A 16,953-nucleotide genomic window follows, 5' to 3' on the forward strand; every position below is an offset into this window, starting at 1 on the left:
CTGCCGTCAGGCGGCCGTCGGGTGGTCGGCCTCGAACCGGGCGCGGGTGAGGAACGCGAGCTGCGCGCGCTTGTCCGGCATGTCGATCTCGGTGTCGAAGGTGAACCCCTCGATCACGAGGCGGCGCAGCGCGCGGTGGTTGCGGACGTCCGGCTCGACGACGATCCGCCGGGCGCTCGGGTCGCGGAACAGGAACCGGGCGAGGGCCGGACCGACCGCGTCGGTCAGGCCGCGGGCGAGGTGCCGTGGGGGGTTGAGCAGCAGGTGCATCCCGACGTCGCCGGGCTGTACGGCGTACCGCTCGCCGACCGGGTCGGCCTCGGGCTGGTAGCTCTGGAACAGGCCGACCGGCTCCCCGTCGACCCTGATCAGGTACGCGTGGTGGGTGGGCAGGCCGTCGACGAAGGCGTAGATCTCGCGGACCTGGTCGAGGCTGCGTGACTCCATCCCCCAGAACGAGTTGCGGGGCAGGGTGACCCAGCCGTGCAGGAGCGCCGTGTCCCGCTCGGGCACCACGGGCGTCAGCGCCAGCTCGCCGAGGCCGGTGATCTTTTCCTGGTATGTCATGCCGTGGTCCTTTGCTGAGGGGGTCGAGAGAGGGGCACGCGTTCCGTCTGCGGTTTAGGTAGGTTAGCCTGCCCTAACAAAGGTTCGCCTTACCTGGAGGGGTGCGTGAAACGGAACTGGGAAGCCCTGGTCCTCAAGGCCATGGGAGGCCGGGACTTTCAGTTGACGGTGCGGGCCACCGAGTCGGTGGACGGGCACTACCAGCGGCTACTCCTGGACGACGGTGGCCTGCTGGCGGCGTGCGGCGTCCACCCCACGATGTGGGTCCGACTGTGGTTCGACAACGACGGCCGGGCGCACCAGCGGGCGTACACACTCGTCGACCCCGACGCTGCCACCGGCCGGTTCAGCATCGAATTCGCCATCCACGACGGCTGCGCTGCGCGCTGGGCGACCACGGCGCAGGACGGCGACACCATCGTCGCCACCGTGCAGGGCAGCGCCTTCGAGCTGCCCGACCCCGCACCGGCGCACCTCTACCTGGTCGGTGACGCCGCATCCCTGCCGGCCGTGAACAGCCTGCTCGACGCCGGCGCCGACATCCCGGCGACGATCTGGCTGGAGTACGCCCACGAGGGCGAGAAGGCCCTCGCGCCGCGCGCCCGGGCACACCACGACGTCACCTGGGTGCCCCGGAACGCCGACGGCCAGCACCTCGTGGACACCGTCCGCTCCGACCTGCCGGCGCACGACGCGGCCCACTACTGGGTCGCCTGCGAGGCCGCCACCACGCGGGGCATCACCCGACACATCCGGCGGACGCTGGGCGTCGACAAGGACCGGCTGACCTCGCTCGGCTACTGGAAAGCCCCGTGAGAGGCCGACTCGGCACGCTGACCGCGCCGTACGTACGGGCGGCGGTGTGACGCTCACCCAACCGGCCGCCGTCCCCACGGTGGCGGTCCGGCCAGCACACCGCTGGCTCATCCTGGCCGTGCTCTGCGTCGCCCAGCTCGTCGTGGTGTTGGACAACACGATCCTGACCGTGGCGGTGCCGGTGCTCACCAGCGAGCTTGGCGCCAGCACCTCCGACGTGCAGTGGATGATCAACGCGTACGCCCTGGTGCTGTCCGGGCTGTTGCTCACGGCGGGTGCCGCCGCCGACCGGTACGGCCGCCGCCGGATGCTGCTCGCCGGTCTCGTCCTGTTCGGACTCGGCTCGCTGGTGGCGGGCCTCGCGGGCAGCAGTGGTCAGTTGATCGCCGCGCGGGCGGGAATGGGCGTCGGCGGGGCGCTGCTGGTCACGTCGACGCTCGCGGTGGCGATGCAGGTCTTCGACGGCCCCGAACGGTCCCGGGCCATCGGCATCTGGGCCGCCACCAGCGCGTTGGGCTTCGCGGTCGGGCCGCCGATCGGTGGCACCATCCTGGCCCACCTGCCCTGGGGTGCCATCTTCCTGCTGAACGTTCCGATCGTGCTGGTCTGCCTGCTCGTCGGTCGGGCACTCGTGCCGGAGTCCCGAGGCACGGCCGGAGGTCGCCTCGACGTCTGGGGCGCCATGCTCTCCACCGCGGGGCTGACCGCGGTCGTCTTCTCGATCATCGCCGGGCCGGAGCGGGGCTGGGCGTCGACCGAGGTGATCGGCGCGGCCGTCGTCGGCGTACTCCTGCTCGGGTCGTTCGTCCGCTGGGAGCGGCGGATCGTCCACCCCATGCTGGACATGCACTTCTTCCGGGACCGGCGGTTCGTCGGCGCGGTCTCCGGCGTCGTCCTGATCACCTTCGGGGCCACCGGGGCGCTGTTCCTGCTGACCCAGCACCTCCAGTTCGTCCGGGGCTACCCGGCCTGGGAGGCGGGCCTGCGCATGGCTCCCTTCGCCCTGTCCATCGTGCTGCTCAACGTCACCGGCGTCGCCGCCGCCGTGATCCGCCGTCTCGGGTTGGCCGCTGCCATCGCCGTCGGCATGACGCTGCTCGCGGGCGGCCTCGCGGTGGTGACCCTCGTGCCTGACGGCGGGTACGGGGTGCTGCTCGGTGGTCTGCTCGTCATGGGCGTCGGCTGCGCCCTGGCCAACCCGGCGATCGTGGAGGCGGTGATGAGCGCGATCCCGGCCGAGAAGGCGGGCGCCGGGGCCGGGGTGGACGGGACGATGACGGAGGTCGGCAGCAGCCTCGGCATCGCCGTACTCGGCGCCGTGTTGAACGCCCGGTTCGCGGCGCTGCTGCCCGCCGCGCTGGCCGGCGCGGACTCGTTCCCGGCTGCGCTCGCCGCGGCGCAGGAGGGACCGCAGCGGATAGCCGTGACGAGCGCCTTCGCCGCGGCGCTGGAGACCGGTCAGCTGGTCGGCGCGGCGGCGGTCCTGGCCGGTGGCCTGCTCGCCGCCGCGCTGCTGCGCCGCGCGGGTCCCCGGGAGCGGTCGGCGACTGCTGCTCGCTAGGCCGGCGGCTCGACCGCCTCGGCGAGCACTTCGAGCACGTGCCGGTACGGCTTCCCGGTGGCTCGGCTCATGCCCATCTCGCAGGTGCGGTTGCAGGAGGCGTACGCGTCGTGGTCGCGCTCGTTGACCTCGGCGGCCTGGGCGGCGGTGGCGCTCGCGGTGACCTCGGGGTGCAGGAGTCCCCGGTCACCGGCGAAGGCGCAGCAGCCCCAACTGTCCGGCACGGTGACCGTCTCGGCGACCGCTCCGGCCACCGTGCGCAGGTCGTCGATGCCGTCGAGGTGCACGGTGGAGCAGGTGGGGTGCAGCGCGAGCGAAGCGAGTCGCCGGGGCTCGGGCAGCGCCGGCAGCAGGTGCTGGGCGGTGAAGGTGACGCTGTCGACGAAGCGCAGCCCCGCGTACCGTGCCCGGTCCTGGACGGCGAGCGCGGCGGTCAGCTGCGCGAGGCCGTGCGTGCAGGACGACGCGTCGCACACCACGGGCAGCCGCCCCTGGTCGCTGGCCTCCCAAAGCACGGCGAGGGTCCGCTCGGCCATCTCGCGGTGCCCGGCGGGGTAGCCCTTGGACTGCCAGGGCGTCCCGCAGCACAGACCCGCCGTGCCGTCCGGTACGACCACGGGCACCCCGGCCAGCTCGCACAGGCGCAGGAACGCCGCCGCCGAGCCACCGGACGAGCCGTCCTGGGCTGCGAACACGCTGCCGATGCAGGCCGCGAAGAACACCGCCCGGGCGTCCGACGCGCTGCGCGGCGCGGGTCGGGGCGCGCCGGCACGTGGGATGTCGTCACTCCACTGTGGTACGAGTTCGGTGGCCCCGAGTGAGCGGATCACCCCGGTGGCGGCGCGGACCACCGGTGTCGGGGTGACGTGCGCGGCGTTCAGGCCGACCCGGACGCCGGCCACGGCGGTCTTCCAGTGCCGGGCGGCACCGGCGGCGGTGCGCTGGGCACGAGGGCTGTGCCGCTCGGCGCGCAGCCGTTTCATCGCGGCTCCCGTGTCGATGCCGACCGGGCAGGCGGTGACGCAGAGGCTGTCGGCGGCGCAGCTGTCCACCGCCGCGTACGCGTAGTCGTCGGTCAACTGGCGGCGGCGCTCCTCGTCGCCGGCGGCGGTGGCCAGGGCGATCTGCCGTTGCAGCACGATGCGCTGCCGGGGCGTGGTGGTGACGTCGGCGGTGGGGCAGACCGGCTCGCAGTAGCCGCACTCCACGCAGGCGTCCAGCTCCTCGTCGACCGTCGGCACGGCCTTGAGCTGCCGCAGGTGCACGATCGGGTCGTCGTTGAGCAACACACCCGGGTTGAGCAGGCCGCTTGGGTCGCACAGCCGCTTGAGGTCGCGCATGACGTCGTACAGCTCGTCGCCGTACTGCCGACGGACGAAGGGCGCCATGGCGCGGCCGGTGCCGTGCTCGGCCTTGAGGGTGCCGCCCTCGGCGAGCACGAGGTCGACCATGTCGTCGGTGAACCGCGCGTAGCGGTCGACCTCGGCTGGCGTGTCGAACGACTGGGTCAGCATGAAGTGCAGGTTGCCGTCGCGGGCGTGTCCGAAGATGACCGCGTCGGTGTAGCCGTGCCGCTCGAACAGGTCGATCAGGCCGTCGCAGGTGCCGGTCAGGCGCGGCATCGGCACCGCGATGTCCTCCAGCAGGGCGGTGGTCCCGGGCGGTCGGGCCCCGGCGACCGCGGTGTAGAGGCCCTTGCGCAGATGCCAGAGCTTGGCGCGTTCGCGCGGGTCGCGGGTCAGTTCGGTGCCGCCGACGGCGGGCAGCCGGTCCAGCACGGGCCGCGCGTCGGCCAGCGTCGCGGCCAGGTGCTCCGCGCTGTCCTCGGCGAACTCCACGAGCAGCGCCGCGTGCCCGGTCACCGTCAGTCCGCGTAGGGCGGCGCTCGCGCCGGGGTCGCGCTGGCTGACCCGCAGCGCGGCCGCGTCCAGCAGTTCGGCGGTACGGGCACCGGCGGCGAGCAGGGCGGGCAGCGCGTCGGTGGCGTCGGTGAGGCCGGGAAGGACGAGCAGGCCGGTGGCGGCGTGCGCGTGGATCTCCACGGTCCGGAAGACCGCCTCGGCCACGAAGCCGAGCGTGCCCTCGCTGCCGATCATGAGGTGGGCGAGCATGTCCACCGGACTGCTGTGGTCGAGCAGCGAGTTCAGCCCGTACCCCATGGTGTTCTTCATGGCGAACAGCCGCTCGATCGTCGCCCGCGAGCCCGGGTCCGCGCGCACCTGGTCGCGCAGCCGCAGCAGCCCGGCGTGCAGGGCGGGCTCGGCGGCGCGCAGCCGGTCGTCGGCGTCGCGGGCGGCGGAGTCGACGACAGTGCCGGACGGCAGCACGAAGCGCAGGGACTCCATGGTGCGGTAGGCGTTGTCGGTGGTGCCGCAGGTCATCCCGCTGGAGTTGTTGGCGACCATGCCGCCCACCGTGCAGGCGGCCTCGCTGGCCGGGTCCGGGCCGAGCCGGCGGCCGTAGCGGGCCAGCCGGGCGTTCGCCTGCCGGATCGTCAGGCCGGGTTGGAGCCGGATGCGCCGCCCGTCGTCGAGCACCTCCGCGTTGCGCCAGTCGGTGCGGACGTCGACAAGCACGCCCGCGCCACCGGCCTGACCTGCGAGGCTGGTGCCGCCACCGCGCAGGGTCAGCGGCACGCCGGCCTCCCGGGCGCCGACCATCAACGCGCCCACCTCGGCCGCCGAGGCGGCGCGGACGACGGCCTGCGGCTCGAACAGGTACGGCGACGCGTCGTGGGCCACGGCCAGCCGACGGGGCAGCTCGGCGCTGACCCGACTCGGGTCGTCGATGCGCGCACGCAGCAGGTCGGCGACCTCGCGGGCGCGGACGTCGGCCGCGTTCGGCGCGGGAACGACGGTGCTCATGGCGGATCCTCCCGGGAAGAGGCGGTCAGTAGGACGCGACGATCAGCAGCCGGTTCGGGGCGGTGCCGGCCGGGTCGGGCAGCCGCAAGGGCTGGCGACCGGGCGTGATGCTGCCGAGCACCGAGGGGTGCCGTGCGCCGGTGCCCGAGGGCAGGGTGCCCGGCAGCCCGTGCACGGTCAGGTAGCCCAGCAGCGCGAAGGCCAGCGCCTCCTTGGCGTCCGAGGCGACACCGACCTCGTCGCTGGACGTCAGGTCGACGTCGGGTAGCTCGTCGACGAGCATGCCCATCAGGGTCGGGTTGTGCGCCCCGCCGCCGGAGACGACGAGCCGGGTGACGCCGTGCGCCCGGCAGGCGTCGGCCACCGTCACCGCCGTCAGCCGGGTGAGCGTGGCCAGTACGTCCCGCGAATCCGGGGTGGGCGCGTCAGCCAGCGCGGCGAGCAGGTACGGCAGGTGGAACAGTTCCTTGCCGGTGCTCTTCGGGCCGGGCAGCCGGTAGTACGGCTCGTCGAGCAGCCGTCGCAGCAGCGCCGGGTCGACCTGCCCGGCCGCTGCTCCTCGCCCGTCCCGGTCGTACTCCTCGACGCCGCCGCTGAAGTGGCGCACGGCGGCGTCGAGGAGCGCGTTCGCGGGGCCGGTGTCGAACGCGAGAGGCTCGGCGTCCGGCGCGACGACGGTGATGTTGGCGATTCCGCCCAGGTTGAGAGCGGCCGGAACGCCGGGCAGGCCGCGCAGCAGCAGCGCGTCGAACAGGGCGACCAGCGGTGCTCCCTGACCACCGGCCGCGACGTCGCGGCTGCGCAGGTCGGCCACGACCGGCAGACCGGTTGCCTCGGCGATCCAGGCCGGCTGGCCCAGTTGCAGGGTGCCCCGGACCACGCCGTTCTCCACCCAGTGGTGCATGGTCTGGCCGTGCGAGACCACCAGGTCGGCCCGGCCGTCGCACAGCTCGGCGAGAGCCCGTACACCGGCCTCGGCGAACGCCTGGCCGATGCCGGTGTCCAGCACGCAGATCGCCTCGGTGGTGGTCGGCGCGGGTGGCAGGGCGGCGGCGATGCGGGTGCGCAGCTCGTCGGGGTACGGGTGGCTGAGCCGACCCAGCGGGCGCATCCGCAGGGTGTCGCCGTCCAGCTCGAACTCGGCGGCGGCGGCTTCGATGCCGTCGTACGAGGTTCCGGACATCAGGCCGATCACGCGCATCACGGCCTCCTTCACGCCCGGCTCACGGGAGCCGCCGTTGCCTCGTCGTCATCGGCGACGCGGCGGTGGTCGTACGGCGTCTCCGGTGCGGCGTGGAAGCGGCTCGACACCGCGCCGACGACCAGGGTGATCAGGACGCCGATCGGCACCAGCCACTGTGCGGCGATGGCGGTCGCGGTGGTGGTCCCGGCCGTCGTCACGTCGATCTTGACGAAGCGGACGATGTAGGTCATCACCGCCACCGTGACGAGGAAGGCGATCACCGCGTCGACCTGGTTGGCCCGCTTGACGAGGCGGCCGAGCAGGAAGGCCCCGAGCAGCGCCCCGTAGGTGTAGCCGGCGATGGTCAGACCGGTCAGGTAGACGTTTCCGGTGCTGGAGCTGAACGCGCAGGCGAAGATCGCCATGAACACCGCCCAGACCAGGGTCATCACCCGGGCCAGCCGGAGCATCACGTCGTCCGACGGCACCTTCTTGAAGAAGCTGTGGATGAAGTCGGCGACCGTGGAGTTCGACATCGAGTTCAGCGCCGACGACAGCGATCCCATCGCCGCGCCGAGGATGCCGGCGACCAGCAGGCCGGAGATGCCCACCGGCAGGGCGTGCAGGATGAAGTTCGGGTACAGGTTGTCGGTGCTGTTCAGGCCGAGTTCCTTGAAGGTCTGACCCTTGTTGTACGACCACAGCAGGGCACCGACCAGCGAGAACGCCGCGAACTGGATGACCACGAAGATGCCGGAGGAGACCATCGCCAGTTGACCCTCGCGCAGCGTGCGGGTCGACAGGATGCGCTGGACGATGAGCTGGTCCGACCCGTGGCTGGCCATCGCGAAGATGGCGCCACCGATGATCGCGGTCGGCAGGGCGAACGGGCTGGTGAGCACGTGCGCCAGGTTGAAGTTGGTGTCGAAGAGCTGGAACTTGCCGGCGTCCAACGCCTGCGAGTAGCCGTCGAACCCGATGGCGTGGCTGAGCACCGCGATGGCCAGGATCGCCCCGCCCAGGTAGAGGCCCATCTGGATGGCGTCGGTCCAGATGACCGCCTTGATGCCACCGAGGTAGGTGTAGACCACCGTGATCAGGGTCAACACGATGATGATCGCCTGGTAGCCGACGTTAAGCCCGAACTCGTCCAGGAGCAGCTTGATCGGGATGGCCGAGGCGAACAGTCGTACGCCCTCGGCGAGCAGGCGGGTGAAGACGAAGGTGACCGACGCCAGGCCCTGGAGTTTCAGGCCGAACCGCTCACCCAGGTACTGGTAGGCGCTGACGAAGCCACCCCGCTTGTAGAGCGGGATGAGTACCGCCGCCACCACGACGCGACCGATGACGTAGCCCAGGGCCAGTTCGACGTTGCCGAAGCCCTGACTGCTGTAGGCGCCACCGGGCACGCTGATCACCGTCAGGACGCTGGTCTCGGTGGCGACCACCGAGAACGAGACGGTCCACCAGGGCAGCTTGCCCTCGCCCACGAAGTAGTCCTTGGACGACTTCTGTTTGCCGGACAGACGCAGTCCGACGGCGGCGATCACTACGAGGTACAGCACGATCACGACAAGGTCGAGTTGACGCACGGCTCACTCCCAACCAGCGGGTTGTCAAAAAATGACGTTGGCCCACACTATCGCGAAACTTTTTGCCAGTGCCCCTCCGGCCTGGTTACGCTGTGGTCTCAGCCTGCTGATGCGAGCGGACGCGAGGCCCGAACGGCGCGTTGCCGACCGAATCTCAACGATTCGGTACACGCCGCCGAACTGGTCAGGGAGCACTCGCCCGGTCGGCGACTGAGACACCAGCGAGAGGAACGAACACCCCGTGGACCTCAGCACCCTCGGCACCGAGACCCGCAACGACAAGACCACCGACCTCGACCGGATGTCACCCACCGAGATGCTCCTCGCGATGAACGACGAGGACCGTACGGTCGCGGACGCCGTCCGCCGGGCCGTGCCGGACATCGCGGCCGCAGTCGACGTCATCGTGGCTTCGCTGCGCCAGGGAGGTCGGTTGATCTACCTGGGCGCCGGCACCAGCGGCCGGATCGGCATGCTCGACGCCGTCGAGTGCCCGCCCACCTTCGGTACGCCGCCCGAGCGGGTCATCGGTCTGCTCGCCGGCGGGGCGGGCGCCTTCGGTGTCGCCGTCGAGGGTGCCGAGGACGACCCGGCCCGTGCCGTCGCCGACCTCGACGCGGCCGGCCTCACCGACCGCGACACGGTGGTGGGGCTCGCGGCCAGCGGTCGTACCCCCTATGTGGTGGGTGGGCTGGCGCACGCCCGCGCACGCGGAGCGGCCACCGTCTCGGTGGCCTGCAACACCGACGCGGTGGTCAGCCGGCACGCCGATGTCGCCATCGAGGTGCCCACCGGTCCCGAGGTGCTCACCGGCTCGACCCGGCTCAAGGCCGGCACCGCCGAGAAGCTCGTCTGCAACATGCTCTCCACCGTCACGATGGCCCGGCTCGGCAAGGTCTACGGCAACCTGATGGTCGACATGAACGCCACCAACGAGAAGCTCGTCGACCGGGCGCGCCGGATCGTCGCGGAGGCCGCCGAGACCGACCTCGACACGGCCGCGCGGGCGCTCGCCACGGCGCACGGCCACGCCAAGACGGCCATCGTGCTGCTGCTCGCGCACTGCACGGCCGAGGAGGCCGCGGCACGGCTGCGTGCGGCCGGGGACGACGTCCGGGCCGCCGTCGCGGCCTGAGGGCCAGCGGTCAGCGGCTGACGTACGCGGCCAGGCCGCCGAGTTCCTCGCTGGCGATGAACACCGACCGCACGTTGAGGATGGCCTCCTCGACGTGGGCGTCGCAGCCCCAGGCCGAGTCGCCCCACGAATCGGCGATCTTGATCTTGGCGGATGCGGAGCAGCCCTGGACACCGCCGAGCTGACAGTGCTCCGGGTGCGGTCGGGCGGCCTGCGCGGCCGCGGCGGCACGAATCCGGTCGGCGAGTTCCGCGGCGGTGGCGGCCCGCTGCTCCGCCTCGGCGCGTAGCTGCCGCTCCGCGCGTACCGCCCTGGCCAGGTCCTCGTGGGCCTCCCTGGCACGTGCCTCGGCGGCGGTCTTCGCCTGCTCGACCCGGTGACGCTCGATGGCCAGGGCCGCGGTGTCGGCGAAGACCCGGGCCAGAGCCAGGTCGGTGTCCTGTGGAACCCGCGGCGTGCGGTGGTACATGGCGAAGGTGCCCAACAGGCCGCCGTCACGGGCCAGGATCGGCATCGACCAGCAGGCGGCGAGACCGGCCCGCTCGGCCAGCTCGCGGAAGTCCGCCCAGAAGGGGTCGACGGCGATGTCGGTGACGATGACCGGCTCCCGCCGGTGCGCGGCGGTGCCGCACGAACCGACACCCTCACCGGTGGCGATCCCGTCGATGGCCTGGTTGTAGAACTCGGGCAGGCTCGGCGCGGCCCCGTGCCGCAGGTGCCGGCCGTCCGCGTCGGCGAGCAGCACGGAGACGAGCACCTGGTCCGGTGCCAGGTTCTCGATGCAGCGGGCCATCCCATCCAGCACCTCGGCCAGGGGCGCCTGACGCGCGATCTGCTCCAGCATGGCGCGGTGCTCGGCCATCAGCCGCTGGGCGTGCTTCACCTGAGTGATCTCCACGCCGATCACGCGGATGCCGGTGACCGTGCCGTCGAGGTCGCGGCGGGGCTCGTAGGTGAAGTCGAAGAACGCCTCGCGTGCCTGCGGGCCGGTGCCCAACACGATCCGGGCGTCGCGGCCGGTGTACGCCTCACCCGTGCGGTAGACCTGGTCGAGCAGAGTGATGAAACCCTGCCCGGCCAACTCGGGCAGCAGTTCGGCGACCGGAACCCCGATGCGTGCGCGTTCCTCACCGATGGCGGCGAAGAACGCCGGGTTGGCCGCCTCCACCACGTGCGTCGGCCCCACGAGCGACGCGAACACCGCGATGGACTGCCCGAACAGCGTCCGCAGATCCTCCTGCGCCGCCTGCCCGGCGTCCCCTGATGGCACGGCGGTCGCCCGCTGGTCCGGTACCGCCGTCATGGTGTGGTCGTCCCTCTCCGTAAGGCTTTTCGTCGAAGGACCACTGCGACGCGGTCCGCTCACCCTCGCCAGGATACGAAAAGAGCCGCGAAGCCGCCGGGCAGGGCGCGGGTCAGTCGCTCTCGTCCACGAACTTGTAGTAGCTCATCCGGAAACGGTGCAGCAGGGCGCGCATGAACTCCGGACCGGCCTCCGGCAGCACCCGCTGCGGTCCAACCGGCACGCCGTTGTCGTAGAAGTCCTGTGCGAGCGCCCCCCACTCCGGGTCGAGGACGGTCAGCGACACCGGCTGGCCCGGCTGCCAACGGAACTCGGCCACCCGGCGATTGGTGTGCTGGGCGAACGTGTAGAGCGCCACCCTGGTCGCCGCCTGCTCGGTCATTCCTGCCTCCTGGTTCACTGCGGCTCACTCACCACGGGCTCGGCGGGCGGAAGGCGTTCCACGCCTCGCCCGTGATCGTGCCCCGGACACGGATCTCGTTGAAGCGGTCCATCGCACCGGACAGCGCCTGTTCACTCAGGCCGGTGCCGCGCAGCCGCTCGGCCAGCGCCGCCGGGTCGGTGTCCTGGAGCCGGGCCATCGTCTCCGGGCTCAGCGGCCGGTTCATCTGCTGCGTCACGAAGTCCGAGCGCAACGGTTCGGCGTTCGACTCGGGGAACGAGTAGCCGTGGTCGATGGCGACGAGGCGGCCGTCGGGTCCGGTCAGATAGTTACCCATGTGCCGGTCGGTGTTGCCACTGATGTAGTCGAGCACCGCCATCCGCTCGCTCTCGGCGGCCGGGTAGGCGTTGGGGGGCCGACCGGGGCTGGCGTTCTCCACGAACTCCTGCATCGAACCGGCCCCGTGCGGACCGTCCCAGCGCGCCGTCGTCGGCACCAGGCCGAAGCCCAGGTCCTCGTCCAGGCGCGAGGCGGCGACCTCACGCGGGGCCAACTCGTTCTCCGGGATGGACGAACGCACCTGGACGAACTCGTTCTCCGGCACGTTCGGCTTGTAGACGCCGTGCGTACCGTCGGTGAACGTGACGTCGTACGCGTCGTTGACGTGTCCGCCGGGGTCGAGTTCGGTCATGCTCTGCACCTCCCTGCCGAGCAGCCGCAACTCGGCGTCACTCGCATGATCGGGCACCTGCGGATCGGCGCCGGACCCGGGCTCCGGCGCGTCGGACCCGTCGAGGTCCGCCGGCTCCCCGCCGTCGTGCCCAGAGCCGCCGTCACTTCCTGAGCCGCCGTCACTTCCTGAGCCGCCGTCACGCGTCGTACCACCGTCGGGACCTCCACCGCCGCCATGCGGCGGGCCACCGCCACCGGGAGGGCCGCCGCCACCGGGCGGTCCCGGCTCGCGGTCGACGTCGGGTGGCCAGTCGTCCTGGCGGGCCCACGGCGGCGGCTGCCCGCCGCCGCCCGCGGGATCGGTGTAGCCACGGGCACCCGGACCGGGTGCCGGCATGTCGGTGGAGTGCGACCCACCCGGGGTACGTCGCAGGCCCCGCAGCGCCGTACGGAGGGTGTCGAGCAGTTCGCCGAGTTTGGACAGGATCGGCCGCAGGCGGCTGACGCTGCGGGCCAGCGCCGTGAGGAGCCCGGCGACCTTGGCGGCCCACTTGGCGACCAGCGAGGAGACCTGTGCCGCGACCAGCGGAGTGGCCGCACCCAGGGTCAGCCCGGCCTCGGCCAGCCACACCCACAGCCGGACGGCGAGGACCGAGACGAAGTCGGCGATGAGGTCGCGGACCAGTTCCCGGACCAGCGCCACCAGCAGGCCCGCGCCCTCGACGACGGTGCCGATCAGATCGGTGGCGTCCGCCAGACCGGCCAGGTGGCGCAGGTGCTGGTCGCTGTAGCGCCGGTACGCCTCGGACGCCGGGCCCGTCCAGGTGGCGATCTCGGTGCGTACCGCCTCGGACAATGCGGTGACCTGATCACCGACCTGCCGTGAGACGTTGTGCCACGTCTGCGCGTACGCGGTGATCTGGTCCGGGTCGCCGGCCAGCCAGTCGAGGGCGTCGGAGAGCGGCTCGACGTGCTCGATGAGCCAGGCCACCCCCCACGAGACGATCGAACCGACCGGGTCGACGCAGGTCGCCAGCACCTCCATCGACGTGCCGAAGCCGCCGATGCTCAGGTCGACCCAGGAACCGCTCTCGATGCCGTTGCGCAGGTCGACGAGGCTCTCGACGATGCCCAGGCCGCTGTACGAGGTGGTGGTGTCCTGCCGGGCGGCGATCAGCGGGTTCGCGACGTCGGTGCTCACCGGTGCATCCGCCCGAGGGAGGCGGAGATCGTCGAATCCGTGTCGTGGTAGGCGTCGACCGTCGCGTCGAGCGCTCCGGCCGCGCTGTGCAGCGCCTCCTGAGCCGCCGCGAGCGCGTCGGCGGCCGGGCCCTGGAGGAAGTCCAACAGGAAGGGGATCGCCTGGCAGACGGGCAGGTGCCCGTACGCGTCGCCGCCCATCCGCACGTACGCCGCCGCGTCGTGTGCGACGCCGATCCCCCCGGAGATCCGGTCGACGGAACGGGCGTGGGTGGTCACCGCCGCCGTGGTGACCTCGAACCCGGCTGCCTCAGCGCCCACGGTCACCCCAGGGGCCGTACCCCTGCTCGTCCTCCTCGGGCACCTCCGGGAAGCGCGTCTCGTAGCTGCCCACGACGGCGCGGGCGGTCTCGGAGTCGGCGCCGACGGTCTCCGCGGCGGCCTCCGCCACCTGCGGCGCCAACCGCCCCTGCGCCCGGCGCATCACCGCCAGCACCTCGACGGCGATCTCGTCGGCCCGCCAGCGCAGCACCCGGTCGTCGAGCCGCAGGTCGGTCATCGCGCCGGACGCGGCGACGGTGACCTGGACGGCGCCCTCCGCGCCCTCGGCGGTCGCCGACATCGCGGCCACGCGCTCCGACAACTCGTGCGCCCGGTCGGCCCGCTCCGAGATGCCGGCCGACCAGGAGGCGACGAACCGCTCGGTCGCCGCCCCGAAATCGGCGCTGGGAAACTGCGCCATCAGACCTCCCCCGTGTGACGGCTGACGGCCGCCTCGGGAAATGACACCGGAGGCGGCGCGGCCACCACACGATACGCCCTCACCCTCCGACGTGGAGCCCGCGTCGGCCGTCCGGAAAGGCGACTGCCGGCCGCTCAGGTGAGCGGCCGGCAGTCAGCCGATCAATCGGGTACGGGGTCCTCGAACGGACTCCTGTCGGTCAGCCGCGGATCCACTGCTGGTTGCTGCCGCCGGTGCACGTCCAGATCTGGACGGCGGTGCCGTTGGCGGTTCCCGCGCCGTTGACGTCCAGGCAGAGCCCCGAGGCGACCCCGGTGATCGTGCCGTCGCCGTTGACGCGCCACTGCTGGCCGCTGCCGCCGTTGCAGGTCATGATCCGGGCGCGGCTCCCCGTCGCGGTGCTCGCCACGTCGAGGCACTTGTTGCCGTAGACGGTGAGCTGGTTGCTCGAGGTGAGCGTCCACTGCTGGTTGGCCCCGCTGTTGCAGTCCCAGATCTGGACGACCGAACCGTCGGCCTGGCTCTGGCCGTTGACGTCCAGGCACCGGTTGGAGCCCGCGCCCCGGACGGTCCCGGTCGGACCCGGCTCGCCGGAGTTGCCGACCGGCGTGATGGAGAGGTTGTCGAACTGGGCGGTGACCCCCTGGCCCGTGCCGTACCCGATCTGACCGGCGACCCAGGTCGAGTCGGAGGCCGTGCCGACGGTGGTGCCGTCGATGCTCGCGGTGAGGGTGCTCCCGTTGAGCGTCAGCGCCAGCGTGTGCCAGCGGCCGGTGCCCAACGCCGAGGTGTTCCCGCTGGCCAGCGTGCGCCAGTTACCGCTGGTGTTGTTGCTCCGGATGGACCACGCGCCACCGTCGGTCACCCGGAAGTAGTAGCCGTTGAGGTTCTGCGGCCCCTGGTGGTTGTACGTGTTGGCGCGTCCGATGAGCTGCGCGTAACCGGACTTCTCCAGCATCACGTCGGAGGAGACCGTGTAGTTGCGCCAGCTCAGGTCGCCCAGCAACGTGTACGGCTCGGCCTGGCCGGACGTCCAGAAGATCGGCGTCTGCTCCGACATCTGTCGTACGCACCGACCCGAGTGGCCACCGCCGCAGGCGGCGATCTCGAACGAGCCCTGCTGGTCCATCAGGTACTTGGCCTCACGCCCGACGTCGTAGCTGTCGAAGGTGTCGCTGTACGGCAGCTTCAGCGTGCCCTGCGCGGGGCTGGTCGCCGTGCTCTTGCCCTGCCCGCTGGTGGTCGTGATGCTGTAGACGTATCCGGGCTGGACGGTGAGCGAGAAGCGCCCGCCGCTCGGCGTGAGGTCGCTACCACGGACGAAGTGGTCGGCGGTGTTGTTCGACCTGACGTTCGTCGACCAGACGTGCACGGCGCCGGTGGACAGTCCGCCGGTGACGGTGAAGTCGAGGGTCTGCGCCGACCCGGCGTCCATCGTCTCGATGATGGTGCTGTAGTCGCTGTTGTTGGTCGACTTCAGCGACACGTAGCTGCCGTTGTTGCGGTTGCCGCCGAGGTAGCCGGTCGATCCGTCGAGGTAGCGCCAGCCCGGGGCGGTGAACTGCGTGGTCTGCGCCATCACCCACGTGCTCTTGCCGATGGAGTAGGCACCGGACCACGGCTGTTGGGCCACCGCCACGCCCGTGGTCGCCCACGGGATGTTGGGGGTGATGGCGGCGATGGCGGGCCAGTTGATGTAGCCGGTCATCTTGCCGTCGATGTAGCCACGGTTGATGCCCCGGGCGAGCGCCTGCGCGCCGGCGTTGTAGTCGTCGGACCCGTTCTCGCTGGCCCAGAGCGACTTGCCGGTGGATATCGCGTTGTTGGAGCTGGGGCAACTGGTCTGGGCGCTGCGGTAGCCGCAGACGTAGTGGCTGCCGAAGACCTGCACGGCGTTGGCGAACGCCGGGTCGCGCAGTGATTCGTCGGCGGCGCCCCAGCCGAAGTCGTCCGAGGCCACGATCTTGACGTTGCTGTAGCCGCGGGAGTTCAGGGTGGACCGCAGGTTCTTGTACCAGGTGGCGTTGTAGCCCTTCTCGTTCCACCCGCCGAGGTAGTTGATGGTCAGCCCGTGGGTGCCCGCGCAGTCCAGCCAGGCGACCAGGTACTCGATCGAGTCGTTGGACCAGAAGTTGCCGTTGCCGATCCAGCCCGGTGCGCCCCAGGCCAGGCCCGCCAGGGCGATGTTGGGGTTGCGCGTCCGCGCCTGCTCCATCAGCCACCACTCGTAGCCCCGGTTGCAGTTGATGCTGCCCCGGGTGTGCTCGTGGCTGGGCTCCGCGCCGGAGGTCGAGTTGGTGTCGCCGCCGATCTCCGTCTTGAGCAGCTGCATCGCAGCGCCACGGCCCGGCTTGAACAGGTAGTCCAGGATGTCGCTGCGCTGCGGTTCCGGGTAGTCGATCAGCAGTCTGCTGTTGCCTCCACCGCCACTGACCGCGCCGATCCCGTCGAGCGCCCGTCCACCGGACCCGCCGTTGATCGTGATGGCGGTCGCGGCCTGTGCCGGGGAGGCGACGGCGGTCAGCACGGCTGCCGCCCCCATGAGCGCCCCCACCAGCGCGGCAGTTAACCGACGTGGACTCCGCGTGTGTCGCCATGACCGGCGTCGTGCCGCCTCGCCCGCGCCGTGCCGCTGGCTCTCTCTACGGAACATCTGATCCGCCTCCCTGACCGTTACGGACGCCCGAAGCCGTACGGCAGGTTGTCGAGCTGTCGCATGGCACAGGGGCCGACGATCGAAGATCGTTGATGAGTAGACGTCATATGTTAAGCACCGCATAGATCGCGGGTCAACGCCTCAACCACTCGCATTTGCCGCCATTTGCATCGATGGACTCCGGCGATGTAGCGAAAAGATTTGATGAATGCTGTGCGTGCGGTCCGGGGTGGTTCAGCGGCGGGACCGGATGGTCCCGCCGCCGAACCGGTCGTGGTGC

General features: G+C 71.4%; 13 protein-coding genes. 3 read left to right on the top strand and 10 right to left on the bottom strand.

Annotated elements, in window-relative coordinates; genetic code table 11:
* Positions 1-6: 6 nt before the first annotated feature.
* Entirely contained in the window at positions 7-567 is a 561-nt protein-coding gene (locus tag ABZV06_RS06825) for a GNAT family N-acetyltransferase (protein WP_355235029.1), read from the bottom strand.
* A gap of 105 nt (positions 568-672) precedes the next feature.
* On the opposite strand from ABZV06_RS06825, the gene ABZV06_RS06830 reads away from it, so the two are divergent.
* Both ABZV06_RS06830 and ABZV06_RS06835 read left to right on the top strand, forming a co-directional pair.
* Complete coding sequence (locus ABZV06_RS06830) at positions 673-1,383, top strand: siderophore-interacting protein (protein WP_355619255.1); 711 nt, start codon at positions 673-675, stop codon at positions 1,381-1,383.
* Positions 1,384-1,429: 46 nt separating this feature from the next.
* Positions 1,430-2,944: an MFS transporter gene (locus ABZV06_RS06835; protein WP_355619258.1), complete on the top strand. Its 1,515-nt coding sequence runs from the start codon at positions 1,430-1,432 to the stop codon at positions 2,942-2,944.
* Here the strand turns inward: ABZV06_RS06835 and ABZV06_RS06840 are convergent.
* From ABZV06_RS06840 to ABZV06_RS06850, 3 genes are read right to left on the bottom strand one after another with little or no spacing between them, the layout of a single operon-like run.
* Positions 2,941-5,808 carry an FAD-binding and (Fe-S)-binding domain-containing protein gene (locus ABZV06_RS06840; RefSeq protein ID WP_355619261.1) on the bottom strand — a complete coding sequence of 956 codons (2,868 nt, stop codon included), beginning with the start codon at positions 5,806-5,808 and terminating at the stop codon, positions 2,941-2,943. The genes ABZV06_RS06835 and ABZV06_RS06840 overlap by 4 nt on opposite strands.
* A gap of 25 nt (positions 5,809-5,833) precedes the next feature.
* Positions 5,834-7,009: an anhydro-N-acetylmuramic acid kinase gene (locus ABZV06_RS06845; RefSeq protein WP_355619264.1), complete on the bottom strand. Its 1,176-nt coding sequence runs from the start codon at positions 7,007-7,009 to the stop codon at positions 5,834-5,836.
* Positions 7,010-7,020: 11 nt separating this feature from the next.
* Positions 7,021-8,583: a sodium:solute symporter gene (locus ABZV06_RS06850; RefSeq protein WP_355619267.1), complete on the bottom strand. Its 1,563-nt coding sequence runs from the start codon at positions 8,581-8,583 to the stop codon at positions 7,021-7,023.
* A gap of 241 nt (positions 8,584-8,824) precedes the next feature.
* Between ABZV06_RS06850 and murQ the strand changes: the two genes are divergently transcribed.
* Positions 8,825-9,718, top strand: coding sequence for an N-acetylmuramic acid 6-phosphate etherase (gene murQ, locus ABZV06_RS06855; protein WP_355235012.1), 894 nt, complete (start codon positions 8,825-8,827; stop codon positions 9,716-9,718).
* Positions 9,719-9,728: 10 nt separating this feature from the next.
* On the opposite strand, the gene ABZV06_RS06860 is transcribed toward murQ, so the two are convergent.
* From ABZV06_RS06860 to ABZV06_RS06885, 6 genes are all read right to left on the bottom strand, one after another.
* A complete protein-coding gene (locus ABZV06_RS06860; protein ID WP_355619270.1) occupies positions 9,729-11,021 on the bottom strand; it encodes a GAF domain-containing protein in 1,293 nt (430 codons plus the stop codon).
* Positions 11,022-11,133: 112 nt separating this feature from the next.
* Entirely contained in the window at positions 11,134-11,403 is a 270-nt protein-coding gene (locus ABZV06_RS06865; protein ID WP_355619273.1) for a hypothetical protein, read from the bottom strand.
* A 28-nt stretch (positions 11,404-11,431) separates the two neighbouring features.
* Positions 11,432-13,276: a hypothetical protein gene (locus ABZV06_RS06870; RefSeq protein ID WP_355619275.1), complete on the bottom strand. Its 1,845-nt coding sequence runs from the start codon at positions 13,274-13,276 to the stop codon at positions 11,432-11,434.
* Entirely contained in the window at positions 13,273-13,596 is a 324-nt protein-coding gene (locus ABZV06_RS06875) for a hypothetical protein (RefSeq protein ID WP_355619276.1), read from the bottom strand. The genes ABZV06_RS06870 and ABZV06_RS06875 overlap by 4 nt, the downstream gene beginning before the upstream one ends.
* Positions 13,586-14,017 carry a YbaB/EbfC family nucleoid-associated protein gene (locus ABZV06_RS06880; protein WP_355619278.1) on the bottom strand — a complete coding sequence of 144 codons (432 nt, stop codon included), beginning with the start codon at positions 14,015-14,017 and terminating at the stop codon, positions 13,586-13,588. The genes ABZV06_RS06875 and ABZV06_RS06880 overlap by 11 nt, the downstream gene beginning before the upstream one ends.
* Positions 14,018-14,216: 199 nt before the next feature.
* Entirely contained in the window at positions 14,217-16,559 is a 2,343-nt protein-coding gene (locus tag ABZV06_RS06885; protein WP_355619280.1) for a ricin-type beta-trefoil lectin domain protein, read from the bottom strand.
* Positions 16,560-16,953: the final 394 nt, after the last annotated feature.

Origin of the sequence: Micromonospora sp. NPDC005172 (assembly GCF_040608555.1) — a bacterium.
GTDB lineage: Bacteria > Actinomycetota > Actinomycetes > Mycobacteriales > Micromonosporaceae > Micromonospora.